The organism is Nioella aestuarii, from assembly GCF_050896395.1.
Taxonomy (GTDB): Bacteria; Pseudomonadota; Alphaproteobacteria; order Rhodobacterales; family Rhodobacteraceae; genus Nioella; species Nioella aestuarii.
The window spans coordinates 1-24,500 of record NZ_JBPBBA010000049.1 but is presented as its reverse complement, the minus strand read 5'-3'; the positions used below and the strand labels follow the sequence as shown (position 1 = coordinate 24,500).

The 24,500-nt window shown below is 56.3% G+C and carries 22 protein-coding genes; 4 read left to right on the top strand and 18 right to left on the bottom strand.

Going from position 1 to position 24,500, the window contains the following annotated elements:
• Window positions 1-377: 377 nt before the first annotated feature.
• On the bottom strand, window positions 378-1,448 hold the full coding sequence (gene tcuB / locus ACROHD_RS18935) for a tricarballylate utilization 4Fe-4S protein TcuB (protein ID WP_432679975.1): 1,071 nt from the start codon (window positions 1,446-1,448) through the stop codon (window positions 378-380).
• On the bottom strand, window positions 1,438-2,823 hold the full coding sequence (gene tcuA, locus ACROHD_RS18930) for an FAD-dependent tricarballylate dehydrogenase TcuA (protein WP_432679974.1): 1,386 nt from the start codon (window positions 2,821-2,823) through the stop codon (window positions 1,438-1,440). Before tcuA ends, tcuB begins: the two co-directional genes overlap by 11 nt.
• An 83-nt stretch (window positions 2,824-2,906) precedes the next feature.
• Between tcuA and ACROHD_RS18925 the strand changes: the two genes are divergently transcribed.
• Window positions 2,907-3,827 carry a LysR family transcriptional regulator gene (locus ACROHD_RS18925; protein WP_432679973.1) on the top strand — a complete coding sequence of 307 codons (921 nt, stop codon included), beginning with the start codon at window positions 2,907-2,909 and terminating at the stop codon, window positions 3,825-3,827.
• 17 nt (window positions 3,828-3,844) lie between these two features.
• Here ACROHD_RS18925 and ACROHD_RS18920 read toward each other — a convergent pair whose 3' ends face one another.
• From ACROHD_RS18920 to ACROHD_RS18895, 6 genes are all read right to left on the bottom strand, one after another.
• The gene (locus ACROHD_RS18920) at window positions 3,845-4,666 is read right to left on the bottom strand and encodes a universal stress protein (protein WP_432679972.1); all 822 of its coding nucleotides are present in this window, start codon (window positions 4,664-4,666) and stop codon (window positions 3,845-3,847) included.
• Between the two features lie 50 nt (window positions 4,667-4,716).
• Window positions 4,717-5,688 carry a D-2-hydroxyacid dehydrogenase family protein gene (locus tag ACROHD_RS18915; protein WP_432679971.1) on the bottom strand — a complete coding sequence of 324 codons (972 nt, stop codon included), beginning with the start codon at window positions 5,686-5,688 and terminating at the stop codon, window positions 4,717-4,719.
• Window positions 5,689-5,752: 64 nt separating this feature from the next.
• Window positions 5,753-6,835 (bottom strand): 4-oxalomesaconate tautomerase, encoded by a 1,083-nt coding sequence (locus ACROHD_RS18910; protein WP_432679970.1) that lies wholly within the window; start codon window positions 6,833-6,835, stop codon window positions 5,753-5,755.
• 1 nt (window position 6,836) lies between these two features.
• Complete coding sequence (locus tag ACROHD_RS18905; RefSeq protein WP_432679969.1) at window positions 6,837-7,895, bottom strand: isocitrate/isopropylmalate dehydrogenase family protein; 1,059 nt, start codon at window positions 7,893-7,895, stop codon at window positions 6,837-6,839.
• Window positions 7,892-9,919 carry a tripartite tricarboxylate transporter permease gene (locus ACROHD_RS18900; RefSeq protein ID WP_432679968.1) on the bottom strand — a complete coding sequence of 676 codons (2,028 nt, stop codon included), beginning with the start codon at window positions 9,917-9,919 and terminating at the stop codon, window positions 7,892-7,894. Before ACROHD_RS18900 ends, ACROHD_RS18905 begins: the two co-directional genes overlap by 4 nt.
• A 76-nt stretch (window positions 9,920-9,995) precedes the next feature.
• A complete protein-coding gene (locus tag ACROHD_RS18895) occupies window positions 9,996-11,096 on the bottom strand; it encodes a tricarboxylate transporter (RefSeq protein WP_432679967.1) in 1,101 nt (366 codons plus the stop codon).
• A 128-nt stretch (window positions 11,097-11,224) separates the two neighbouring features.
• Here ACROHD_RS18895 and ACROHD_RS18890 point away from each other — a divergent pair, with 128 nt between their 5' ends.
• Together ACROHD_RS18890 and ACROHD_RS18885 are read left to right on the top strand one after the other, a co-directional pair.
• A complete protein-coding gene (locus ACROHD_RS18890) occupies window positions 11,225-11,896 on the top strand; it encodes a response regulator (RefSeq protein WP_432679966.1) in 672 nt (223 codons plus the stop codon).
• The gene (locus ACROHD_RS18885; RefSeq protein ID WP_432679965.1) at window positions 11,893-13,260 is read left to right on the top strand and encodes a sensor histidine kinase; all 1,368 of its coding nucleotides are present in this window, start codon (window positions 11,893-11,895) and stop codon (window positions 13,258-13,260) included. Before ACROHD_RS18890 ends, ACROHD_RS18885 begins: the two co-directional genes overlap by 4 nt.
• 477 nt (window positions 13,261-13,737) lie before the next feature.
• Here the strand turns inward: ACROHD_RS18885 and ACROHD_RS18880 are convergent, their stop codons facing one another.
• From ACROHD_RS18880 to ACROHD_RS18835, 10 genes are all read right to left on the bottom strand, one after another.
• Complete coding sequence (locus ACROHD_RS18880; RefSeq protein ID WP_432679964.1) at window positions 13,738-14,172, bottom strand: hypothetical protein; 435 nt, start codon at window positions 14,170-14,172, stop codon at window positions 13,738-13,740.
• Window positions 14,173-14,310: 138 nt separating this feature from the next.
• Entirely contained in the window at window positions 14,311-15,198 is an 888-nt protein-coding gene (locus ACROHD_RS18875) for a tyrosine-type recombinase/integrase (protein WP_432679976.1), read from the bottom strand.
• Between the two features lie 33 nt (window positions 15,199-15,231).
• A complete protein-coding gene (locus tag ACROHD_RS18870; protein ID WP_432679963.1) occupies window positions 15,232-15,492 on the bottom strand; it encodes an Arm DNA-binding domain-containing protein in 261 nt (86 codons plus the stop codon).
• A gap of 255 nt (window positions 15,493-15,747) precedes the next feature.
• Window positions 15,748-16,065 (bottom strand): type II toxin-antitoxin system RelE/ParE family toxin, encoded by a 318-nt coding sequence (locus ACROHD_RS18865; RefSeq protein WP_432679962.1) that lies wholly within the window; start codon window positions 16,063-16,065, stop codon window positions 15,748-15,750.
• Window positions 16,066-16,069: 4 nt separating this feature from the next.
• Window positions 16,070-16,324 (bottom strand): ribbon-helix-helix domain-containing protein, encoded by a 255-nt coding sequence (locus ACROHD_RS18860; protein WP_009502501.1) that lies wholly within the window; start codon window positions 16,322-16,324, stop codon window positions 16,070-16,072.
• A 150-nt stretch (window positions 16,325-16,474) separates the two neighbouring features.
• A complete protein-coding gene (locus tag ACROHD_RS18855; protein ID WP_432679961.1) occupies window positions 16,475-18,706 on the bottom strand; it encodes a SulP family inorganic anion transporter in 2,232 nt (743 codons plus the stop codon).
• 122 nt (window positions 18,707-18,828) lie between these two features.
• Complete coding sequence (locus tag ACROHD_RS18850) at window positions 18,829-19,410, bottom strand: MASE1 domain-containing protein (protein ID WP_432679960.1); 582 nt, start codon at window positions 19,408-19,410, stop codon at window positions 18,829-18,831.
• 149 nt (window positions 19,411-19,559) lie between these two features.
• Window positions 19,560-20,591, bottom strand: coding sequence for a glutamine synthetase beta-grasp domain-containing protein (locus ACROHD_RS18845; RefSeq protein ID WP_432679959.1), 1,032 nt, complete (start codon window positions 20,589-20,591; stop codon window positions 19,560-19,562).
• 156 nt (window positions 20,592-20,747) lie between these two features.
• A complete protein-coding gene (locus ACROHD_RS18840; RefSeq protein ID WP_432679958.1) occupies window positions 20,748-21,791 on the bottom strand; it encodes an AraC family transcriptional regulator in 1,044 nt (347 codons plus the stop codon).
• A gap of 239 nt (window positions 21,792-22,030) precedes the next feature.
• Entirely contained in the window at window positions 22,031-22,252 is a 222-nt protein-coding gene (locus tag ACROHD_RS18835) for a hypothetical protein (protein ID WP_432679957.1), read from the bottom strand.
• Window positions 22,253-22,481: 229 nt separating this feature from the next.
• Between ACROHD_RS18835 and ACROHD_RS18830 the strand changes: the two genes are divergently transcribed.
• Entirely contained in the window at window positions 22,482-24,380 is a 1,899-nt protein-coding gene (locus ACROHD_RS18830) for a cyclic nucleotide-binding domain-containing protein (RefSeq protein WP_432679956.1), read from the top strand.
• The last annotated feature ends 120 nt before the right edge of the window (window positions 24,381-24,500 follow it).

Sequence of the window (24,500 nt, the reverse complement as noted above, 5' to 3'; positions counted from 1 at the left end):
TATTTCCTCTGGCTTGTGTCGCTTGTTCGCCATTCTCTGTCCTCCGTTTCCTAAACATAACGGTGGACCAATTCAGATGGGGAGGCTCAATGCCGCGTCGCCGCGCTCAACATGATGCGTACGCGGCAAATTCTTTGCCGCGTACGCAAGCAGCGAGAAAATCAAATTCACAGGTTGGACTCGAACTGGACATGCGGCGCTGCGGCAAGTCGCGTGACTTGCTAGACAAAGCACTGGGGCACAACCGGCCCAGTGCGGCCGTTGGCCAAAGCTTCGCTACGGTATCAGGATAGCAATATCAGAGATTTACTTGAGGAATACGGGTTACTTTTGGGGACTTGTTTCAATTCGCAAGTCAGAAAGAACTGTTGATTTTCTTATGATGAATGCCGATTTGAGTTCTCTTCTCGCACCAATGCGGCCATGCGATAGAAGCCATGTGCCATTTTGGTGAACGGTGTCAGCAAGAAGAAGGCCAGAACTGCACCGAGATGCAGAGCCAGCAGGGTCGGCATTGCCACTGTCTGACCGAACAGGTAGAGCGCAAGGCCGGAAACCGCCACAAAGCTCAGCAACAAGACAAAGGCCATTTCTCCACCCCAAGCTGAGGCAGATCCAAGCTCTTGTGCGGATTTGAGTTTGAGCCTAGCCATCCAGAACGCACCAGCTGTCAGCATCAGTCCACCCGTGACGCCAAGCAGTTTTGGCAGCGACCAAAGCGGATAGGGTGCGTGCAGGCCCAAACCATAGTGCATCACGGTACCCGACGTGGTTGCAGCAAAGCAGAGCAGAAAGCCATACATGACCAGATGATGTGCATGGCGGCGCGCGTGGCTAAATCGGTCTTCATCCTCGAAATTGCAGCCTTCGCCGTGGCCTGCTGCGAGGTTTTTCATCTTGGCCGCTGACACCAAGGCCCCCTTCAGGTCCGAGAAAGCGACAGACCCTCCGCCGGTTTCCCCCCAGTAGCGCCGAATACTGACGCCAAGGCTAAGCAGTGGAAAAAGGAATGCCGGTGCAAAGATCGCCACCATCGCATTGTGTGACAGGACTGCGTAGAAACCCTCACCTCCTGCCGATCCGAGAAACCGAGCCGCCACAAACATGAGTGCAAATCCAAGGATCGTTACGAGTGCAATCAGCACGCCATTGCGTTGAAACGCCTTTGCGGGCGCCTGCGGCCAGGCAAACTCCTCCCAACTGTCCTGCCGAAGATCTGCAAGAATGCCGGGAAGGTTAAGGTCAAACTCATGCGGGGCGGTGTACTGGCAGGCGTAGTAGCATCCACGGCAGTTGTGACAGAGATTGGCAAATTGTATGAGATCCGCGTCAGAGAACTCGCGCAACCGGTGCAGCGCTGGAAAGACAGAGCAATAGCCCTCGCAGTAGCGACAGGCGTTACAGATCTCGGCCTGACGGCGGGCTTCTTTGAGAAGCTCAGTTTGCATGGGCTGCGGCCTCCCGTCCTGCGATGCGTCCGAAGACAGTTCCAATGGTCATGCCGAATCCAGCGAGATAGCCCTGACCCAGGATCGAACCGGCCATGGTCTCGCCTGCTGCCCAGAGGTTCCTGATCGGGCCGTTGCCGGTTGAACATTGCGCGTTTTGGTCAACTTTCAGCCCGAGATAGGTGAATGTGACGCCGGTGCGTAGCGAGTAGCCGTAGAAGGGCGCCTCGGCGATAGGTCTGGCCCAGTTCGACTTAGGAGGGGAGAGCCCCAACGTGGCAACACCATCCAACTCAGTCGGGTGAAAGGCGCTGATGTCGCCGCATGCAGCGTTAAATTCCTCAACAGTTGCGGTGAGCTTGTCAGGGGACAGTCCAAGTTTCTCGGCAAGCTCGTCCAGCGTATCGGCCTTTATCGGTGGGAAGACGGAAGGCATGAACAAGTTCATCGATCTGGAATCAATGACCGCATAGCCAACCTGATCTGGTTGAGCCGCCACCAGGCGCCCCCAGATCGCATAGCGCTTGGGCCAGACATCCTCGCCCTCGTCATAAAAGCGTTCGCCTTGTTTGTTCACGACGATGGAGAACGGCACACAATCGAGCCGCGTAACGATACCCCCGTCGAACTTCGGCGCGCGCCCATCGATCGCCACGGCGTGGCACTGGGTGGGGTCGCCGACGCTTTCTACCCCCTGGTCCAGAAGATCGGCCAGAACAACACCACGGTTATAGGGGGTGCCTCGGATCAGGAAATTTTTTGCCGGCTCCCCCCAGGCGTGGGCAAGCCAATCAATATCTGCCTGGAACCCCCCAGAGGCGACGATGACCGATCTTGGCGAGATCGAATGTTCGATCCCATCCTGCGTGTACAACACGCGCGTGATGCGGTCGACTTCCAGCTCAAGATGGGTGACCGCTGCTTCGTAGAGCACATCCACCCCAAGTCCTTCAGCAGTTCGGTAATAGGCGTTCACGAGACCTTTGCCGCCGCCCATGAAGAAGGCATTTGTGCGCGCAAGCGAGAGGGTGCCGGAAAGCGAAGGTTGGAAGCGGACACCATGCTCCTGCATCCAGGGCAGGCACTCCTCCGATCTGCGGATGGCGAGACGGGCCAGATGCTCGTCGGTTTTGCCATCGGTCACTTTCATGAGGTCAGCGTAGTATTCGTCTTCGCCATAGCTCTCGACCAAGGGGTCGAGCGGTCCTGTGTGCATGCAGCGAAAGTTCCGGGTATGGCGCGAGTTGCCGCCACGATAGGGCTTTGGGGCGGCTTCAAGGATCAGGACACGAGCGCCTGCCTCCGCTGCTGTCATCGCTGCGCAAAGCGCTGCATTCCCACCACCAACTATGGCCACGTCGTACTGGCTGATCATCTGGCTTATTCCTCTGACTTGACGAGGGTTTAAGTCGCTTGGGTTGATTTGACTAATGATGGATATCGTGAAATTGATGCAGTATGCGCATCAATTATGACTTCACCGACCTACAGGCCTTTCTCGCCGTGATGGAAACCGGTTCCTTTCATGGGGCGGCAGATCGGATTGGGTTGTCGCAGCCGGCTGTCACCCGTCGCATCATGAAGCTGGAGGAGATGCTGGAAACTCAGTTGTTTCAACGCCATACACGGCGGGTGATCCCAACCCTGGCCGGCAAGCGTCTGAAAGCCCGGGCCGAAGCGATGATTGCTGATGCCGAGGAAATAACCCTGGCGATGCGCGATGAAACTGCCCGCTTCGCGTTTCAACGCAACGAGATCGTGACAGTTGCCACAATCCCGACCATCGTCTCTGGCCTGTTGGCTCCAGCTCTTCAGATGCAGCGCAAAGAGGGTTTGGCGCTTCGGGTTCGGATCCTTGACCACAGCGCCAATGAGGTTGCAGAAGCCGTCGTATCCGGTGAAGCGGATTTCGGGATCTGTTCCATTCCGGCGCTCGACCCCGGCACGGAGTTTCATCCGCTCTTCGACGACCCGATTGTTGCGACCTTTCCTGAAGATCACCTCCTATCCGCACAGGATACCGTTTCATGGGAAGAACTGATGCAAGAGGCCGTGATCCTCCCTCGTCAGGGCACCGGGAACAGGTTGCTGATAGACGAAGCAATGGCCGCAGCACGAGTGTCCTGCCGCTGGTCCTTCGAGGTTGGGCGATCCACCACCGCGATTGATCTGGTTGAAACCGGATGCGGTATCGCTCTGCTACCCCGCTCATCCGTGGTCGGACGGTGTCGGACACATTTCGCGCCGCTTTGCGCGCCGGAGATCCGTCGACCCGTGGGCCTGCTGACGCGACGCGGTGTCAGGCACTCTGAGACGTCCAAGGCGCTAATTGATGCCGTCGCCGATGCTGCCCACAGTCAATTCGTTTCGATGGAGTGAGGTGTCATCAGTTGCCTTCAATGGGCCAGAAGCACCGGCACATGTGCCTCTTTCAGAACATCCGTCGCAGCGCCACCTACAATGTCATGGCTAAACTTGCTGTGTTCAAAGGCCCCCATCACGATCAGGTTGACCTCTTCTGATTTGGAATAAGCCAGGATCGTGTCGGCGACGCTACCAGCTTGACCAACCGTGACAGACCTAGCCGTGACGCCGTGCATTGACAGGTTGTTGACAAGCCTATCCGTGTTTCTGGGAGTTTGAGAAACTGAGAGCAGCGTCACGTCCGCACCCTGCTCAAGGATCGGCATCGCCGCGGCAATTGCGCAAATTGCTGCGCGTTTCCCGTCCCAGGCAACTAGTACACTGGTGGCGGCGGTTTCGGATGTTTTATGCTTTTCCGGCACTATGAGGACTGGGCGACCACTGCGTAAGGCGATCAGGTCGGGATTAGTCGCGTAGTCATCTTCAAAGACAGCACCGACATGATGACCGATGACAACCAGATCGAACGCCCGGGCGAAAGCGGCAATCGGACCGCTCGTCTTTGGGTCTAGCTCCACGAATTCCGCCCGATCCGCCAAACCTTCCGACGCTGCCACATCAAGGAAACGCGCCTTTGTTTCCGCCATGACTTTTTGGCCATTCGCGTCGAGCTGTGCAATGACATGCTTAGGAAGTTGCGCGGGCAACTGACGATGAAGAAACCCAATCCCACCTGTTTTAGCGACGCATGTCAGATGCGCATCGTGTCTTTTTGCCAGTTTAATGGCCTGCCGCAGACCGCTGCCTTTTGAGGGATCGCCACTATAGGCGCAAAGGATCGATTTGATGCTCATTCGTTGCTCCCAGCATTTGAGCCGGCGATCTGTGGCAATCCAGAGAAGGTCTATGGACGCCAAACCTCCGGGTTGATCATGTGGATGGGGGTGCCGCTCTTATAGGCGTTGATCTGGTCGAATATGTCGCTGAACTGCAGGTCAAATTCATCTTCGGTCACGTAGCCCAGATGAGGGGTCGGCAAGACCCGCGGGTGGGTTAGAAGCGGATGCGAAATGTCGGTCACTGGCTCTGTGTCGAAGACATCAACGGCTGCGAATATGCGCCCCTTGGCAATCTCCGCCTCAAGTGCACCCGGTGCAATGAGCCCCGCCCTGGAGGTGTTCACGAGAAGGCTGCGCGGCATCATTCGAGACAGGTCATCGGCCGTGATAATCCCTCGTGTCTCTGGCTTTAGACGGACATGAAGGCTGACGATATCCGAGGTTGCAAAAAACGTAGCCCGGTCCTGTGCGAGGCACTCGCCATCCGCCCGGACGCGCGCCCGACCGACTTCAGAAGCCCACCATTGCACATGCATACCCATTGCCTTGGCATAACTCGCGACGGCCTGTGCAATGCGACCATAGCCGTATAGCCCGAGTGTCCGCCCCCGCATCGTTCTTCCCACTCCTGCCTGCCATTTCCCTGCCCGGATCGAGGCCACCTGTTCAGGGATCTGCCGGTAGCTGGCGAGCATCAGGGCTAGCGTCATCTCCGCCGCCGCATAGGAGGGCGTGTCGCTATGCATGTTCGAGCACAGGAGAACGTCGTGATCGCTACAGGCTGCAACGTCGACATGCGGATAGACACTGCGCTGTGAGATGAGCCGTAGATTCGGGAGCCGCTCAAGCAGGTCTCTTGAAATGGCGGTGCGCTCCCGGAAAAGGACAAGGCACTCCGCCTCCTCCACCCGCTTGGCGAGTTTCGCCGGGTCCGGTTCATGATCGGTCCAGATCGTAACCTCATGCGATGCCAGCTTTGAAAAGCAAGGCAGGCCCCGCAGTGTATCGAACCAGTCATCAAGGATATGAACCTTCATGGGGTGTCATTGCCTTTCCGGTTAAAGCGGTCGGCGTGCATACAGTCTGAATGGAGAAAGCTCATCAAATTACTCCAGGCGGGATCATGACGTCGCCCCGCGCCAGAAGGCGGGCGGTACGCACCAGCCCGGCAGAGCGGATGGTGATGTCTCTTCGGTCGCGCTCGAAATCCACAACCACATCGATGGACCCACTCGGGTGTTCTAAAACGATCGTTGCAGGGCTTTCCGATGGTGCGGAACAAAGACCCTCTGCGACGGTGCCAGGGGTCAGGACGCAGGAAGCCAGACATTGCGCTCCAGTTACCGCCATCGTCGGGTGCGCCGTCCACGGCATGAAATACCGGGTCGCTATCGTTCCACCGGCGCGCGGTGCCGCCAGAAGGCCGAATTTGGGAGTGACCGACTTGGATACATCGCCCATGCCCATGGCTTCCCCCGCGAGGCGTCGGACAGTCTCTATTCGAGAAAAAAGTGCCTTGTTGTCGTTCAACTCGGTGACTGTCTCATACCCAGTCAAACCAAGATCTTGCGCCCGAGCGATCACCATCGGCATGGCAACGTCCATGCAGGTTACTTCGACATCGTCAAACACGTCGATGCGGTTTCCAGTGGGCAGAAACGCCCCCGTCGCGCCACCAACTGTCCCCATGAACTGAAGGCCAACAGGCGCGGCGCGACCCGGCACGCCGTCAATCCGCGCAACGCCATCGTATCGAATGTTGTCGCCTGGCGTCTGCACTTTTGCTTCTATCAGCGCTCCGGTATTGACGGCACGAATGCGAATGGCTGTCGTCTCACCTCTTGGTTTCACAAGGCCCATCTCAATAGCTGCTGGTCCAACACCTGACAGTATATTTCCGCAAGTAGGTTTGAAGTCGACCTGTCCATCCTCAACACCAACCTGCGCAAAGAAGTAGTCGATATCCGCGTTGCTGTCCTTTGACCGCGATAACATCGCGACCTTGGTCGTGACCGCATTGCCGCCACCAATCCCGTCTATATTGAGCGGATGGCCCGAGCCGATAGCCGCAACCAGCACCCGCGCCAGGGTTTCGAGGTCTTCGGGAAGGTCGCTGCGCAGGAAATACGGTCCACGAGACGTACCTCCGCGCATGAACCAGAAGGGTATTGCGGTTTGTGTCATGTCAGGGTGCTCCCAGTGCAGTGACCACGGCATGGGTGAACGCGCGCGTTCCGAGCGTGCCGCCAAGGTCGGAGGTGCGTGTATCAGGTGAGGCGAGACAGGATGCGATGGCGCTCTCGATGGCCTCCGCCGCCTGTGCCTCGCCGAGGTGGCGGAGAAGCATCGCGGCTGACAAAATGAGCGAGACAGGATTGGCGCAGTCCATTCCGGCAATTCCAGGAGCAGAGCCGTGTTGCGCCTGCGCGGCCGCCGTGTCGGCACCCCGGTTCAAAGACCCCGCCAGGCCGAGCCCACCGGAGAGCTCAGAAACCAAATCCGACAGGATATCACCGAACATATTGGTGGTGACGATGACGTCGAACTGCCCCGGATCGCGCACCAAAAGCGCAGCGGCCGCATCGACGAGAACTTCGTCATAGGTGACATCCGGGAAGCGCTTGGCGACCTCCCGAACACAGTCCAAGAAGAGCCCGTCCGACAACCGCATCACATTGGCCTTATGGACCGCCGTCACATGCTTCTTGGGACGCTGCCGGGCGATCTCAAACGCCGCTTCAGCGATCCGTCGGCTGCCAGCCTCTGTGATTTTCCGGAACGCCATGGCCACGCCGGGAACCGGCATGAATTCCCCGGGCCCTTGGTGAAGGTTGCGGTCGGCGTAGAAGCCCTCAAGGTTCTCGCGCACGACAACCAAATCCAGCGGCGCCGTCACTGGGCGGGGCACACCGGGCCAAGACTTGGCAGGCCGGATGTTGGCGAAAAGCTCCAGTTTGGCGCGCAGCACACCGGACGGGTTTAGGCCGCCCTCTTCTTTCGGTGGATACGCGTTGTGCGAGACCGGCCCGAGCAAGACCCCATCGGCATCGCGCGCCTGGGCGATCACATCTTCCGGGATGGTCGACCCGCTGGCCGCAAGCGCAGGAAAGCCAATCTCTGCTTTGGTGATCTCCATAGGGCGGGCCATGCGCGACGCGACGGCGTCAAGAACGGCGACGGTTGCCACCATGATCTCGGGGCCAATCCCATCCCCATCAATTCGCAAGAGGCGCAGGGGTGTCATGTCAGCGGCCAGGGAAGATCAAGGTAGGATTGCAGCAGGCCCGGTGGGAAATCGCGGTTGAGAGTTGCCGCCATCCCGCAGATGAAGGCGATTCCGGCAGCGGTGTAGAGCGTTGCGAACCCCCAGGATTTCCCCGCGCGATACCGGATGAAGAGCAACAGGAACACCGCCAGCGCCAGGATGAAGCCGAGAAGCGCGGTCAGGAGAAGCAGCCCGCCAAACCAGGCCAACGTTGCCCAAAGACCGTAGGCATTGCTCTCGCTATCTTCGACCTCTCGATCGGCAAAAAGCGGATCGGTTTCGGGCTTCAGTCGCATCTTCAGCAAGAGGAGAGCGCAGCCGATCAATCCGAGAGTGCCAACGAAGACCGGGAAGACGCGGTCGGTCCGGGCGTAGTCTGGGATCATCGAGGCGTCGGTGTAAGCAATCGCAATATAGGCGGTGATCGCCAACAGAAAGAGCAGTGGTGCGCGCTTGCCTCCGGAGTTCACATCGCCTTCGGCCTGGATATTCTTCGCCTGCCGCAAGCCAAGGATGACCGAAAGCAGCGTGATGATGACCAGAACGATCACGATAGGGCTGAAGATATAGTCTAGCCCTTCTTCAAAACTCCGCCGAAAGCGGGAGCTTGCGATCTGATAGGCCTGGTTCGTGTAGCGCTCGGCGGGCGCCGAAAGGACAAAGCCAATCAGGAAGGCCGGGCGCGACCAGTCAAAGCGGCGCAAGAGAATACCCAGCAGTCCAATGCCAAACAGGGCGACGAGATCCCAGATGGATTGCCGCGACTGAAACGCCGCGAAGGCGATGATCATGAACAGGAACGGGGCCAGCAGTGCGAAACGGATGTTTGTCAGCCGCGCGATGCCACCTGCCGCAGCAATGCAAATGAGCGTGCCGACGACATTGGCGAGGGCCAGAAGCCAGACGATGGCATAGGTGAAATTGAGGTTGTTGTTGATCATCGAGGGACCAACCTCGATCTGGCCGGTTCCCAGCAGCGCCACACCCGAGATGAAGATGGCCATAGAGCCGGAGCCGGGAATACCGAACAGAAGTGTCGGAACCAGCCCGCCGCCCTCCTTGGCGTTGTTGGAGCTTTCAGGGCCGACGATGCCCCGGATGTCGCCTGATCCGAACTGCGATTTGTCCTTGGAGGTTTGCACCGCGTGTCCATAGGCAATCCAGTCCACAACGGATCCGCCAAGCCCCGGGATCACACCAACAGCCACACCAATCAGGGAACAGCGCACCGACAACCATATATTAGCCCACCAATCCTTCACCCCGGTCAGCCATCCGCCGCCCAGAACCTGCCGGTCGGAGATGGCCTTATCCTGTCTTAGGAGCGCGATGATCTCCGGGACGGCGAATATCGCCAGCCCGACAATCACCAGTTTGAACCCGTCCACAAGGTAGGGCAGATCATAGGAGGCCATCCGCAGCTCACCCGAGGCCGCGCCTTCACCGATGGTGCCGATCAAAAGGCCGAGACAGGCGGCCACAATTCCTTTGATGGCGACCCGGCCTGCCAGAATACCAACCATGGAGAGCCCGAAAATCGTGACCATAAGCAATTCCGGCGTCTGAAACGCCAGCACGATTGGCCGGGCGGCCAAAATGAAGAAGGTCAGGAAGGTTGCGCCAAGTAGCCCTCCAAAAAGCGACGAGGAGAACGCCGCCGACAGGGCACGCGCCGCCTGCCCTTTCTTGGCGAGCGGAAACCCATCCAGCACGGTCGCCTGGCTTGCCGAAGACCCGGGAATGCCCATCAAAACACTGGCGAAGGTGTCGGAAGTTGGCACAACCGCCACCATGCCGACCATCAGAGCCAACCCTAAAAGAGGTTCCATCCCGTACATAAACGGCAAAAGAAGAGACAGGCCCGCAATTCCGCCGAGACCAGGAAAAACCCCAATACATAGTCCCATCACGACGCCGAGTACCAAATGGCCCAAAACGACTGGGTTCAGGATCATGCCGAAAGCGTCGCCAAGCGCAGGCATGGCGGTAGCAAAGAGTTCCATTGCGGACTCCTGTCTTTTCAGAGGTTTCCGTGCGGGAATCCCCCCGCAGCCCTAAGCCGCAGGAGGAAGAGCGAGGTTACTGCAGAACGACGCCGTAGCGATCTGCGAGCCACTCAATCACGTAAGTTTGCGCCTCTTCTGGCACATTGGTGGCGCGTTCCAGAGCAACCTGAGCGGCAGCGCCGGTCAATTGCGGATAGACGCCAAGGCGGGCCTCAGAGATCTCTGCGAAATCATCCCGCTCGGTAATGGCCCGGAACGCCGCAGAGTACGCGTCAATTGCTTCTTGGGGGGCGCCTGCGGGCAGGAACACCATCTTCTGAGCCGGGAAGCCTGCCGTGAAGAAGGCGACCCAAGCATCCCATGCCGGTCCGCTCGTCTCGCAGCTTGGTGCGGCTTCGCACACTTCTGCAAAGCTTGGCATATCCGGGAAGGTGGGGTCGCGAACAAGGTTGCCATCGGCATCCAGCGCCCCGAAGGAGAACCACGGAACCGCCGTTCCGGCTTCGACAAGCGGCACCACACCAGACAGGTAGGATGACGAGGTCTGATAATCGATATTCGCCTCGCCACGCTCGAACATCAGGCGACCATCTCCCCGGCCTTCGATGCCGAAGACAGGCTCCACGCTGAGACCCAGCAATTCCCACGCAAGAAGCGGCACAAGATCAAGCCGTGTTGCACCCTGACTACCGTAGATGAAATTTTCCTCCAGCAGCGCATCCACACCGCCAGCCTCCAGCTGTGCGGCAAGGTCGGCCGGAAGATAGGCGACGCCACCGGTGCCAGAGGCCAAAACCACGTTCCAGTCACCATATTCATAGCGCACCCGCGGGTCATTCAGCAGGAATGGAAACTGGGTGGAACCGGAGGATCCGAAGATCGTGGTCCCGTCTTCATATTCCAGTCCCTGGAAGTGGTTGGCGCCCCGCGTCGATCCCGCTCCTGGCATGAAGATTACGACAACGGTCGGATTGCCTGGCAATGCTTCGCTCAGAAGCGGAGCGTAGAAGTTGGCCCAACGCGCAGAGCCGCCGGTTTCCGAAAACGGAATGATCCATTCTACAGTCTCGCCGGTCAGATCGAGACCATGGCCGTCCGCAAAAGCAGGCATTGCAAGGCCAATGGCCGAAACAGTGGTGAGAAGCGCCGCCGAGCGCTTGTACAGTTTGTTCATGTTTTCCTCCCAGAAAACAGGGTCTCCCAACCCTGCACTTCATTCACAATCAGCTCAACAGAGCCGACTTGATGCGGGCAACATTCAGTGCCAATCTTTCATGAACCTTTCATCGGAAAAAAAACTTCATGCGCATCGTCATAGTAGAGGACAATGTTTCGGTCGCCAAAGGCATCGCCTACCGCCTTCAAGACGAAGGGCATGCTGTTGATCTGCTTCACGATGGCGCCGAAGCCGATCTGTTCCTGCGCGACGATGGAGGAGACCTCGTAATTCTCGACATCAAGTTGCCGGGGATGGGCGGGCTTGAGGTTCTGGCGGCAATGCGCGGCAGAGGAGACATGCGCCCGGTTTTGATGCTCACGGCGCAGTCCGAGATCAGCGATAAAGTAGTCGGCCTTGATGCTGGCGCTGATGATTACATCTCAAAGCCGTTTGAGATGGATGAGCTTAGTGCGCGCATCCGTGCCCTAAGCCGGCGTCCGCGGCGGGTTGATCCAAAGTCACTAAGCATCGGACTACTCACATTTGATCCGACGGCGCGAGCCCTATTGGGCCCGGAGGGTGATTTATCTGTGCCGCGAAGAGAGGTCTCACTGTTCGAGACACTGCTGACGGCAAATGGTCGTTTTGTGTCAAAACAGGCGTTGCTCGACGCCTTGTACGGAACCGGCAGCGATGTCGAAGAGTCTGTTGTGGAGGTCTATGTTTCACGCCTGCGCAAGCGGCTCAGGACCTTCGGTGTGGAAATCTCTGTGCGGCGTGGAATTGGTTATGCGATGATAGAGCCTGACCGATGACACGGAGCTTGTCGCTCCGCCTGCGGCTCACGATCATTATCCTCATCCCGCTTCTGTTGATCTCTGCCGCCGTTGCGATTTGGGCTGCCAGAGATGCCCAGATCCGGGCTGCTGACCGGTTTGACCGATCCCTTCTGGTCACCGCACTGAGTATTTCCCGTGACATCTCAATCAGTGGAGGTGACGCCTTGAGCCAGGAGACGCGTGATCTCTTGCGGAATACCTCGGGCGGATCGGTCTTCTATCACGTTTATGCACCCGATGGCGCATTCGTGACTGGGTACGCAACGCCGCCTGTTCCCCCTGAGGATTTCGAATCCGGGTCTTATACATATTTCGATGCTCAGTATCACGGACGTTCGGTGAGGGCGGTCCGGTTTTCAGACAACCTGGAAATTGACGGGCTGTCAGGCCAGTTCACCTTCACCGTTTGGCAAGACCTGTCCTTGCGGGATGGATTTGTGCGAAGCCTGTCGCAACGCACCTATGCTGTGATGGCCACACTTGTTGCCGCAGTTGCCTTTTTCGTCTGGTTCGGTGTGCGGGTCGGGCTGCGCCCACTTCTGGATCTCGAACGCGCGATCGAGCGTCGGTCAGCACAGGATTTGACAACAATCAAGCGAGCAATCCCGGAAGAGGTGAAGGGTGTCGTCGGCAGACTGAACGAGTTGCTGTCGGAAATGTCGGCGACGATCCAGGCCAAGGACCGCTTCATTTCCGATGCGGCTCATCAATTGCGCAATCCGATTGCAGGTGTGCTGGCGTTGTCGGAGGCCGTTGTGAACTCAAAATCGGAGGCGGATTTCAAGACCCGAAGTGCCGATCTTGTCGAAGCTGCCGCACATGCCGCCAAACTGTCCGAAGATCTCCTGGCCTTTGAAAGAGCACGCTCTGCCCCTCCCTTCGAAAACCTCGCCATTGTGGATTTAGCATCGACATTGGAAAGTATCGTCAAACGATTGCAACGCGACGCGATGATCCGCAACGTCCGGCTGGAGCTTGAGACGGACGGCGACCCGGTTCTTGTGCGTGTCGATGCGCTGCTGCTTGAGCAAGCCATTGAGAACCTTGTGACCAATGCTTTCTTCCATGGCGGAGAGCAGCTTACGAAAGTTTGTGTTCAACTCATGACTGACAACTATCATGCCAAAATTGCAGTAGTCGATGACGGTAAAGGTATTGAGACGTCAGATTTCGAGACAGCACTCGCTCGGTTTGGGCAGGTTGTTCCCGGGGCAGGCAGTGGCCTGGGGCTTCCAATTGCAAATGCTGTTGCAGTGGCCCACGGCGGTCATTTGGATCTTGATGAATGCGACCCAGGACTGATGGTACGGATCACTCTGCCGATGGCGATTTCAAGCTAGTGGGGAGCGCAGGCAACTGCCTCTGAAATGAAGTCGAAGAACAACTTTGCCGCACTGATCGAAGGCTGGCTGGTGGAGTGTTCGTGACAACTGGTCAGCTGGCCATTTCAGGCGCCAGTACCGGGTGAAAGCTACGAATTCCCGCTTGTACTGCGTTCAGATAGTTGGGGAACGGTTCGTCAGTACGCCGGTTGGATTTAGAACCGCCTGCAGCGTCACAGAGAAGACCGGGCGTTGCCCCAGCACGAATGTCCGGTCTTTCCTGATTGGAACGAGTCGCTCGCTTGCGCAGCAAAGGTCTTCTTTCCGCCCGACGTGACCATGTCCGCGCATGAGCCTCAGCAGGCTTTGTCGCTTCGGCTCACCGATCCCTTCCCATTCCCCTGATGATCTCTTTCTGGCGCTGCTTGCTGACGGGCAGGTACGCATTGATGGTAGTGGCGAGGTGCTCGTGGCCAAGATTGAACGACCATGCTTTCATCTCTTCGAGGCTCTCACAGACCTCATCGCCGTAAGCCCATGTGCCAAATCAGCAAGAAGGGCGGTCATCGTGTAGCTCAGCCCATGTGTCGCTGCATTCCTTCGAATGAGGCCAAGCGCAGTTTCAACGGGAAGCGTATTTGACGAGAAGCGAGCCTCACCATCGACTGCGGTTATTACCCGAATAGCCAGAGCTGACGTGTCTTTATCTTCGCCCCAAGCGCCCGCTAAGAACTCGAACAGGGCTTCAGCCGCGCGTATCGCGTCATCTACAGCCTGCTTCTCTGCAAGGAACTCCGGCTTGCTGTCGTGAATATTTGGCCTGGAGATGTCAAATGGAGGGGCACCAAAACTCAAAAGCGTCTTGGGTTGATAATCGTAGAAGCGCCTGACGATCGCGACTAGACGCTCATTTTGTTCAGATTCATCCATTAAAGGGTATCGTGGGGCCACCCTTTCGAACCTTCAAGGCTTTTGTTCTACTCGGGCAGACCGTCAAAAGGCTGTGGAAAGGGGGGCATCATCAATACCTTTCGCACCTAAGTTTTTGTGCGTGAACTTGAGAAAGGCCTACCCCACAGCCGATTTCACGTAGTGCGACCACCGCTCCATCAGGTGTCGGCGCTTCTCCAGAAGGTCGGATCGCTGATAGGCAAGCTCCACTTCCGAGCCGATTCGGTGCGCAAGACTCATCTCCGCGACCTCGCGCGGGGCGTTGGCCACTTCCGCCGCCCAGACCCGAAACGTGGATCGGAACCCGTGGACAGTCACCCCCTCGACCCCCATACGGCGCAGCAACATCAGCATCGCCATGTTGGACAGCGGTCTATGGCGCCTTTGACCCTCAAACACATAGTCCGACTGCATCGCGCGCAAGGGGAGCAACAACGCCTCCATCTCGTCAGTCAGGGGTACACGGTGCGCTTCCCCGCCTTTCATCCTCTCGGCAGGACAGGTCCATAGCCGGCTCTCAAAGTCCATCTCGTCCCATCGCGCATGGAGGACCTCACTGGTTCTCGATCCGGTCAGGCAGGTGAACATAAGGGCTTTTGCTGCCATAGCATTGCGGGAGCTCAGCTCCGCGTAGAATGCCGGAACATCTCGCCAGTCCATCGCTTTGTGATGCTGGGGCTTGGATTTGACCTTGGGCAATACACCCGCATCTTTGATGGCCGTCACGGGGTTCTCACCCTCTCGGAACCCCTTCGACTTCGCCACATCGAGAACGGCTTTGATCCGCTGTGCCAATCTGCGGGCTGTTTCGTGCTTCTCCGTCCAGATCGGCGACAGGCACATCAGCACCTCAGGTTGCCCAATGCTGTCGATGGGCATTCGTCCAATCTTGGGGAAGGCATAATCTCGCAGGGTATTGATCCACTGTTGGCCATGCTTGGCATTCTTCCATGTCGGCAGGCGCTCAATGTGCACCTGATGCGCGACTTCCTCGAATGTCGGGATCGCCTGCCGAGCGTTGTATCTGGGGTTGAGGCCCTACCGGGCCATCCGCCGGTATTCCAACGCCCGGTCTCGCGCCTGATGCAACGTCACCAGATCTGCGCTCCCCAGCCCGAAGTCCGTGCGCAGCGGGGCACCGTTTTTATTGCGCTGCCCTTTGATCACAACACGCACGATCCAGCGGCGCGCCCCGGACGGATCGACAACCAGGTACAATCCGTTGCCGTCCCCGTGACGCCCAGGTCCGAGATTCTCCACCAGCTTCTTGGTCAGCTTGCCCGTCAGTGCCATGGGCATTCATACCACATCTCATACCACTCAATGAACAGATACCAGCCAAATCGAAAGAAAGCGAGAAGAAAGCATTTTTCAAAAAACCCCATAAAAAACAAAAGAAAAGGCCGCCAAAGGTGGCCCATCGAACTCGAAGAAAAAGGTAAGGTGGCGGAGGGGATGACACATGCAACGAACTCTCTCTCGTGCCAGCGTCGGACCCCGAGGGACCCACGCGAAACCCTGCGCAAATCTGACGCTCATTGGAAAATCAGCCGATCAGCCTAGGCCGAAGTCATCTCGGAACCGGTCGATCTGATGCATGCGCTCATGCAGGATGGTCACGATCCCGATGTCGCCATTCGAGAGATGTCGCCAGTAGACAAAATGGCGTTCGTAGCGAAAGAAAAATCCGTTGAGGCCGAACTCGGCCGGGATGGGCTTTGACGCAACGCCGTGGTCAGCGATCTTGTCGAAGGCTGCAAACAGGCCGGTGATGTATTTCTCGGCCTGATCATCTCCCCACCTGCCACGGGTGTAGCGGTAGATGTCATCGAGGCGGTGGGACGCCCCTTCCTGGATTCGGACGGCGGGCATCGGATCAGGCCCTGTTCCGCGCAATCACCTCGGCTGCCGTCAGCGGTTGATACGTCTCCTCGGGCGCTGCGAACGCGTGGGTCAGCTCGCCCTTCAGCCGGTTGAAGGCTTCCTGCTCCGCCCTCTCTTTGTCACGCCGGATCAGGTCGCGGATGTACTCACTGACGTTCTCATAGGACCCGTCATCGCCTACATTGGCCGACACGAAGTCACTCAATGCTCCACCAAGGCGGACGGTCATCGTGGTCGTTCGGGACATGGCACGGCACCTCTCACTTCGCGTGTATGAAATATAATCAAAAATGAACGCAAAACAAGAGTGGGCTGCGCCCTACTCCTGCCGATCATCGTTCACGGAGGCGAAGCGAAGCCATATCATAGGATGGAGAGAAGACTGGAGACTATGTGATTACTCTTCCAAGCGAAGTATCAATGAAAGCGTGCGCAAGTTGCTTGCCAACCGCTCCGAAACATACTCGAGTGCATATGTCTGAAATTTCAGAGCCAAGTCAGGATCTTCGGACTTCATGCGTTCGAATGCGACATCTGTCAAAACATGAGCGGTTCCTTTGCTGTCCGCTATGCCTACCGCAAGCGTCCCCACGTTTCCTTGCCTAAAAAAGCTGGCGACACCGACCATAGAACCAGGGCCCGCGCCTCTTATTCTATGCTTTTCGCCATCCAATTCATCGAGGTAGATGGAAACGGTCCCTTGCTCGATGAAGTGCAGCAAACGCTGCTTAATGCCGGGTTGTGAAACTACGTCGCCCTGAGAGAATTCAGTCGCTTCCAAATAACTTCGGAATCTTTGAACAACAGCCTTGGTCATAAAAATCTCAATCAACCCATCATCAATCGGCAAAGCTTCTGGGCTTGGATCAATGCCAGCCGTTCTGAGAAGGAAATCTTCGCACCATTCCAGGGCGCTGTCTGCATCCCTAAAGATTGGCTCGATAACAGCGTCGCCATCAAGGAACTCTTCCTCATGCAATTGTTGATCGATTTCTGCGGGGACGTGAGCCAAGGCGAGTTGCGTTCCGACTTCCAGCGCCTTCTTCTTGATCTTGACCAGACCGTGAACAGCAGAAGTATCCAGACCAGACACTAGCTGAAAATCAAGGATTACAAACTCAGGCGGGCCAGATTCTCTTGTCAGGGCTCCTACCACTTCCTCGTACAGCTTGATTGAGGATGCAAAGAAGATGAAACCATGGAGTTTGAGATATAGAATCTTCTGCCCCTCGGAGGACAAGGCCTTTCGGTGGTCATCCGGGCGATCGACGTTGCTCGAGAAATCACTTCCATCCATTGCCAAGCGAACAACATTTAGCTTGCTGTAGCTGACTACGAACAACACAACAGCTGCGGCCACGCCGGTCGCTACACCCTCCAGAAACCCGATAAACTCGACGACAAAGAGGATCGCAAATATTATCGCTACGTCACCGCGCCCGAGATTAGACCAGCTTTTGACCACCCAATCATAAAGGAAGCCCAGTCCGATGAACATTACCAAGCCGCCAAGCACAAATTTTGGGAAGACAGACAGAGCACCAGCTCCGACTGTCATCGTAAGAAGGCAGAACACTGCGACGACGACCCCGACGAGCCGACTATCTCCACGCATCCGACGCCCAAGAGTAGAGAGGCTGACATAATGATATCCAACAAGGCTTCCGCCGGGCGCAGCAAGAAGGTTTGCAATGCCGGCCAGGCGCATCTCGCGATGGACATCTATGTCACGGTTAAAGGCTGATTCGAGCGCTGTGAAGTTCAGAAGTACCGAGATGAGCGCGATCGAAAGAATAGTGGCCAGCCCGGTGAATTCTGCCACAAACAATGTCCAGTCGGCTGCAAGGAAGGTGGAAATAGGTACTGGTTGCCACAATGCGCCCTCTCCAAATGGTTGCAGCAACCAGCCATGGGCAATGGCTTCCTGGCTTGAAGAGCCACTCAGAAACAGAGTTATATGAAAGAGTGCCACCGCGCTTAAGATGAGCCCAGGCATGATGAAAACATTGGAGTATTTGAGGGACACGAACAACGTAATGAGAGAGAATACGGCTCCGGGCAGCCAGAGATGCATCACTTCACCGAGCGCACTGAGTTGGGTGAAATCAAACGCTTGATCCGCCATTACGCTGAAGGAGCCCTTGAAAAGCAGCCACCCCGTTGCCGCCAGAAAACCAGCGATCACTGGATATGGTATCAGCTGGACAAATGCCGCAAGCCGCCACCGACCGACGAGGTAGAAGATCACGCCCGAAAGAGCAGTCGACACCACCATTATTACGACTGCCTGGGCAAACAGCATTTCAGGAGTGAGCGCGCTCCCGGGAAGTTGTGAGAGAGTCGCAATCATGACAGCGATGATTGCCGTCGGGTTGTCTTGCGGCAAAGCCACGACGCCGCGAAGCTCGCTGAAGAGCCCAATGACAAGCGCAATTACAACACCACCAAACAGAAGTTGCCCTGTCGCTCGTGGCACGTAAGCGGAGAGCTCACCGGTAAATATTACGGCCGAATATGAAAACATGAAGGTGACGGTCAGAACACCTGCAACCAAACCGGCAGTGATACTTGGGACAAGAACGGCGCCACGCAAGTTTTCCTTCAACTCCTGTTTCCAGCCTGTCTTCATAAATCCTACTTCCTACTCAGCTTTATCGTCGACCTATTACAGGGGTGCCGTTTCTCTGGCTTGTGGCTTGCAATCGAAATAGCGCATCATTCTTTTCGTGAAGCCAAGTGAATAGCGTTACGTCACTGCTCAACACTGTTGTTTTCATGCCCCCATAGCATGCAATAAATCAGGACGAACGAGCTAAACAAGAAGATCCCGACTGAATCTCCCAGAACCCACCGAGCCCAATTTTTCGCGAAATCTGATATGGGTACAATTCCAGCGAGATAGAGTGATGCGACACCAATTGCCGCGCTAATGGCTGCGCTGATCACTGCTCCGAAGGTGCCCAGCTTTAGGGCTTTGTAAAAGATCGAGAGATCCCCCCAAGGACCGAGTAGACGCAAGGCAAAGGTAGCGATGGTCGCGCCCGAAGTGCTTCCGACTGCAATTCCAACGGCGGCTTGAATGCCTGATCCGTAAAACAGGTTGGAGGCCAATACTGCCAAAGCTACGCTTGGCCAAAGCCGTATTTCTATGAAGACCAGCGCGACAAGAGCAGAACCGGCAGGCAACCAGATGATCGCAACACCGTCGTAGTTGGCCGCCACTGTCAGGCTGAGTATGCCCAGAGCCCAACTAACAAAGAAGTACAAAACGAAAATACCAAGAAACTTTGGGCCTATTGGTAAGCCTTTCTTCTGAGTTTCGTTCGTGGGCAAATGCCGATCCCTCTTTCTCAGGTTACCGGTGAGCGTTCCCGGTCCCGGTGCTAGGAAGCTGCACGTTCAGGAACGTGCAGCTTCCTCCCTCTTGCGAAGATCGCCTTCTTAATCTCGATCCTCGCCATCCTACGGTCCGCTCCCACGAACTAGACCGCTTTTAGCGCTTTTTCGTGAGCAACTTTGACCGTGCGCATGATGCGGTCTACGACGAGATATGGGTCAGCATCAGACGCCGGACGCCGGTCCTCGAGATACCCTTTCCAGTCATGTGTCGTTGTGTAAAGCGGGATGCGGATTGATGCGCCTCGGTTGGATGCCCCAAAGCTGAACTGATCGATAGAGGCCGTCTCATGAGACCCAGTCAGCCTTCGTTCGTTTCCGGCACCATAAACATCGATGTGATCTTGGTGGAACGGGCGGAAGCCCTCACAGAGCGCTTCAATATAGTCTTGTCCGCCAACATCGCGCAGGTAGTTGTAGGAAAAATTCGAGTGCATGCCTGAACCGTTCCAATCCCCAGTGATCGGTTTCGGATCGAATGTTGCAATCAGATCGTGCTTCTCGGAGATGAAGTGAAGGAGGTACCTCGCGACGATCAGGTCGTCGGCCGCACGAAGGGCGCCCTTTCCAAAGCACTGAAATTCCCACTGGCCGAGCAAGACCTCGGCGTTGATCCCGGTCACGCCAAGGTCAGCGGCAAGACACGCATCCCAGTGTTCCTCAACCAATTCCCTCGCTTCGACACGGTGCGCCCCGACGGCGCAGTAATAGGGCCCCTGGGGCTCCGGATAGCCACCGTCCGGAAAGCCGGCAGGACGACCGTTGGAGGTCATCAGAATGTATTCCTGTTCGAAGCCGAACCAGAATTCGGCTTCGCTTTCGCGATCGATCAGATGCCGCGTGTTGGTCTCGTGGGGGTGTCCATCCCGATGATAAACCTCGCATAGGACGAGATAGGCGTTTTGTCTGAAGGGGTTTGGATAAACCCGAACCGGTTGAAGGATGCAGTCGGAATCATAGCCCTCAGCTTGCTTGGTCGAGCTGCCATCAAAGCCCCACGTTGGTGTGTCTTCAACTGACCCGTTGTACGAGTTATCCGGGTGGATTTGTGCCTTGGTCCGGATGTTTGCGATGTCATAGCCGTCCAGCCAGATGTAGTCGAGGCGAGCGTTCCCCATGAGATTCTTCCTTTCGTTCTCTTTAGTTGTCCGTGCCATAGACTCGCGGATACCGAGTAGTGTCCTTTCTACTTGATCATTCGTTGGCCGTCGTTAGTTGCCAGTTGCAATCTGTTTGTCTGAGAGTCTCATGCAGAAGAATAAAGGGCCACTCGGCTACCTGTAACGTTCGTACGCCCACTTCAGTGCGGCGATGTCCGTCGCGTATTGAGAGATGCTCCCTTGCTCATGAGCGTTGTCCGTTGCCGCTGCGCAAAAAGGCTTTTGAACCCACCGACCGACCAAAGACACGGGGCTAACATTAAATTCGTCCTTGAACACCCGACTGAAGTGCGCTTGCGAAGAGAATCCCCAACGTTCAGCAACGGCCTTAACAACGCCTCGCACGGGCTGTGCCTCCGACAAATCCCGATAAGCTTTGTTCAACCGGCGCGAAAGAATGTACCGGTTCACACCACCGAATTCTGCCAGGCAGCGGAAGAGTGTCGCTCGGGATAGGTTCAATTCTTGGCATATCCGGTCCGCGCAAAGCCAAGTATTTTTGAGGTTTTTCTCAATGTAGCCCTTAATGGAAATGACTTGGTCATTTCTGGTGTTTGTGTAGTTGTCGGGCTTCGTTCGACTAATCAGAACGTTCTTAAGCGTCCCGGCGAGGCTTTCTGCAAGAGCTAGATTCTCGTTTTGGCTCAGATGCTCAAGTTCGCGAAAAGCGGCGTCAATGGTCGCCGAAAGAAAACGACCGAGCGCGGATTCTAGACTGATACTTATGACAGGCGGATGTGTCGATGGATCATATCCAATTGAGTAATAGGGTAAAAAGATCGAAACTAACTCGTGATCGGTGTATGTTTCGATCTTGGGTCGATTTTGATCGACAAAGTGGAGCGCACTGCCATCCAATTGGAACTCTTCGCCGCCCAACTGAATGGTCTCTCCGCCAGAACTGAATTTTTTGACCTTTATTAAGCGAGTGGGGTGCCTCTCAATCAGCTTGCTCGGCCTGACTATGGTGTTCGCTTTCGCCCGGTGACTGAAAAACAAGATATTTGGTGCAAACCACATACGGGTTGAAAATCTATAGTCACTCCCCTCGGAGTTTTCTGAAGAAAGCTCGTATGTTTCGTCGACTATTTCACGCCAAATTTTTCGCGCCTGATTTTCAGACAGGTCAAAAGTGTTGACGTAGTAAGATGCAGCCATTCCGAACTCCGACCAAGCGATCTCTGCAGACTTCACCGACCTGCGTTCATGGGGTCTGAACCACCCCCAATCGAGCGGTTTGACCTGCCTCCTTGAGACTCTCAGACAAACAGATTGCAACTGGCAACTAACGACATGCGCTGAGTGATCAAGTAAACAGTATCAGCACTTGGTTTCATCAAGCCTATGCAACCAGTGGACCAAAGAACGAAAGAACAAACAACGTGCGAAACACAGGCCTAATTTGGCGGGCGCAGAGGTCCGCGGATCATTCGCATCGCTATCGCCATAGCATGACGACGGATGTGCTTGTTCTCGTCGATGCCGCTCAGCGACACATCAAGCCATTCTTCGACCGCCTTCTCTGTAACCGGCATCTTCTGTGCGGCAAGGCCAAGTACAGCTTCGATGGCTGCAGTGTATCCCGCCTTGGTTTCGGCCTCGTCATCCCAGTTGAACACCAAACCCCCATCCCTTTCTGTGTTACACTCGGTCGACCTTCCCGCTCTCCAAGAAAGCCATCGGCAAATTGACACCGTTAATAAAAGTGTCTCATAGTGTAGACTAACAATCAAACAACTTTGGGGGGGCGAGAAAATAGAAACATTACAACAGATTATACCTGCCTTGGGCCTGTTTGGGCTTCTGGCCTGCTCCACCCTTTTGTTGGTTAGGTTTGGGACCGTATATGTGTCCGGGCGGGTTCACCGCATCCGGGCTTCGGCTGAACTCATCGGCTTCCTGATCGTCCTGGATTTCACTGTCGGCCCGGGTCTTCGCTTCATAGGCGCCGAGACACTCGTGGCCCCAGTGGAGAGAGCACTGCTTGCTGGAACGGCCATCGGTGTTGCATTTCTATTGAACGGTGTGGTTCGCGTCGTCCTTTGGGATGGTCTGCTGTCGGATCACGGCACGCGGAAAGTGCCCGTCATTGTCACCGGAAGCGTCGGGGTTGCGATCTATCTGGCGGCCATCTTGCTGGTGATGCACTTCGTGTACGATGAGCCAATCGGCGCTTTGCTGGCCACATCGGGCGCGGCGGCTCTGGTGTTGGGCTTTGCCGCGCAATCGACACTGAAGGAAGTCTTTTCCGGCGTTGCTCTCAACGCCACCCAGGCTTTGCGTATTGGCGACTATGTCGAGATCGACGGAGTGTATGGTCAAGTCCATGAGATCAACTGGCGTTCGATTTCGGTCAAAAACCCGCATACCAACTCTCTCTACATCTTTCCCAACAGTGGCGTCGCTGACCGCACCATTCTGAACTTCAGCGAACCTACCAGTCGGTTTCGGTACTTCCTGACTTTCACTTTGGAACTGTCATCTCCTCCCGAACTGGCCATCCGCGCAATCGCAAAGGAGCTTGAAAATTCGAGGTTCGTACGCCGCGATCCGAAACCTGACTTCAATATGCTCGGATATACTAGCGAGGGGATTGAAGTGAGGGTTCGGTGGCATTTCGATGATGACGATCATTGGTGGGATGCCCAGAATGAGATGGTCATGGCCATCTGGAGTGCGATGAGGAAGCATCGGCTGCGCATCGCGATCAACCGCACTTGGCTGGGAACTGGCGACGAATGGGAGAAACTCGACCAGACTGGCGCCGCGGATTTCGGGAAGGACAAGGTCGCCGAACAGCTTGCGAAATCGGGACTCTTTGCGGAGTGCCCGGAGGCAGATCTGTCCCAGTTGGCCGATGCCGCCAAGATTCTGTCGCTCAATCCACCGGCTTGCTTTTATGAGCCGGGCGAGCCGTGTGATGGGCTCTATTTCGTCCTTAGCGGGAATGTCGCGCTTTATCAGCCCATAGACGAGCATGAATTGAACGAAGTCAAAGTCGAAACTTGTCAGGAAGGCCAGATCTTTGGCTTGCAGAGTTTCCTGGAGTCTGCGCCCAGAAATTACCTCGCGCAGGCTGAACAATACTCAGTGGTCGCTCATATACCTGACGAGGCCATCCGAAAGTTGATATCCGATCATCCTGAAATCCACGGCAAACTCCAGGTTGATCTCGCTGCTCGCGCTCAGCAACGCGAAAAAGATGGAAAAGTCGCCAAAAAAGAGCTGCTGGCAGCTCTGCATGCTGAAGAACGCCGCAAGCTTTCCGAAGAGCTACGACAGAACGTGGGAGAATTGCTGGAACGTCCGGCGTTGCATCACTTCATGAGCCTTCTGTCATCCAAGGTTCGCCACGAAGATGTATTGAAGTCGACAATGGCAGGTGCTGCCATCATCGCGGCTTGCCGGGGCGACGTGGATGAAGATGAGGAACTATTTCTTCGGCGCGCCATGGCGGAGGCGGACTTGCTCAGACACGTGAATATTGACCATGGGCTCGAGTTGTTCCGCGAATTTGCGGCCCGTGATGATGTTCTGGCGCGGGATGGTCGGGTTTTCGGCATGCTCGAGCGGGCAAGTGAGATGAAGGGCGGATCACAAATCGCCCACGCGATTGCCGTCGGAATAACCGGCGTTCACGGAATGCCGACCCAGAAGGAATGCGAAGCGCTTGTGGACATCTCGAAACGACTCGACCTGGAGGCGCCAAAATGGGCACTAAACGTAGAGGGAGAGCAGAATGGGTGACGGAGTGGCAAAATCAGGGTTTGTCTTCACAATTGGCCTTACAGGGCACCGTGACATTCATCCTGAAGCCGTAGCCGACATACGCGCGGCGCTAAAAAATGAACTCGAGGCTATGAGGGA

Excerpts from the sequence above, each read along its gene's own strand:
- ACROHD_RS18925 (WP_432679973.1), top strand. The coding sequence starts at position 2,907 with ATGCGCATCAATTATGACTTCACCGACCTACAGGCCTTTCTCGCCGTG.
- ACROHD_RS18855 (WP_432679961.1), bottom strand. The coding sequence starts at position 18,706 with ATGAAGACAGGCTGGAAACAGGAGTTGAAGGAAAACTTGCGTGGCGCC.
- ACROHD_RS18915 (WP_432679971.1), bottom strand. The coding sequence starts at position 5,688 with ATGAAGGTTCATATCCTTGATGACTGGTTCGATACACTGCGGGGCCTG.
- ACROHD_RS18840 (WP_432679958.1), bottom strand. The coding sequence starts at position 21,791 with ATGGCTGCATCTTACTACGTCAACACTTTTGACCTGTCTGAAAATCAG.
- ACROHD_RS18870 (WP_432679963.1), bottom strand. The coding sequence starts at position 15,492 with ATGCCCATGGCACTGACGGGCAAGCTGACCAAGAAGCTGGTGGAGAAT.
- tcuB (WP_432679975.1), bottom strand. The coding sequence starts at position 1,448 with ATGCAAACTGAGCTTCTCAAAGAAGCCCGCCGTCAGGCCGAGATCTGT.
- ACROHD_RS18885 (WP_432679965.1), top strand. The coding sequence starts at position 11,893 with ATGACACGGAGCTTGTCGCTCCGCCTGCGGCTCACGATCATTATCCTC.
- ACROHD_RS18845 (WP_432679959.1), bottom strand. The coding sequence starts at position 20,591 with ATGGGGAACGCTCGCCTCGACTACATCTGGCTGGACGGCTATGACATC.
- ACROHD_RS18860 (WP_009502501.1), bottom strand. The coding sequence starts at position 16,324 with ATGTCCCGAACGACCACGATGACCGTCCGCCTTGGTGGAGCATTGAGT.
- ACROHD_RS18905 (WP_432679969.1), bottom strand. The coding sequence starts at position 7,895 with ATGACACCCCTGCGCCTCTTGCGAATTGATGGGGATGGGATTGGCCCC.
- ACROHD_RS18910 (WP_432679970.1), bottom strand. The coding sequence starts at position 6,835 with ATGACACAAACCGCAATACCCTTCTGGTTCATGCGCGGAGGTACGTCT.
- ACROHD_RS18880 (WP_432679964.1), bottom strand. The coding sequence starts at position 14,172 with ATGGATGAATCTGAACAAAATGAGCGTCTAGTCGCGATCGTCAGGCGC.
- tcuA (WP_432679974.1), bottom strand. The coding sequence starts at position 2,823 with ATGATCAGCCAGTACGACGTGGCCATAGTTGGTGGTGGGAATGCAGCG.
- ACROHD_RS18900 (WP_432679968.1), bottom strand. The coding sequence starts at position 9,919 with ATGGAACTCTTTGCTACCGCCATGCCTGCGCTTGGCGACGCTTTCGGC.
- ACROHD_RS18895 (WP_432679967.1), bottom strand. The coding sequence starts at position 11,096 with ATGAACAAACTGTACAAGCGCTCGGCGGCGCTTCTCACCACTGTTTCG.
- ACROHD_RS18890 (WP_432679966.1), top strand. The coding sequence starts at position 11,225 with ATGCGCATCGTCATAGTAGAGGACAATGTTTCGGTCGCCAAAGGCATC.
- ACROHD_RS18865 (WP_432679962.1), bottom strand. The coding sequence starts at position 16,065 with ATGCCCGCCGTCCGAATCCAGGAAGGGGCGTCCCACCGCCTCGATGAC.
- ACROHD_RS18920 (WP_432679972.1), bottom strand. The coding sequence starts at position 4,666 with ATGAGCATCAAATCGATCCTTTGCGCCTATAGTGGCGATCCCTCAAAA.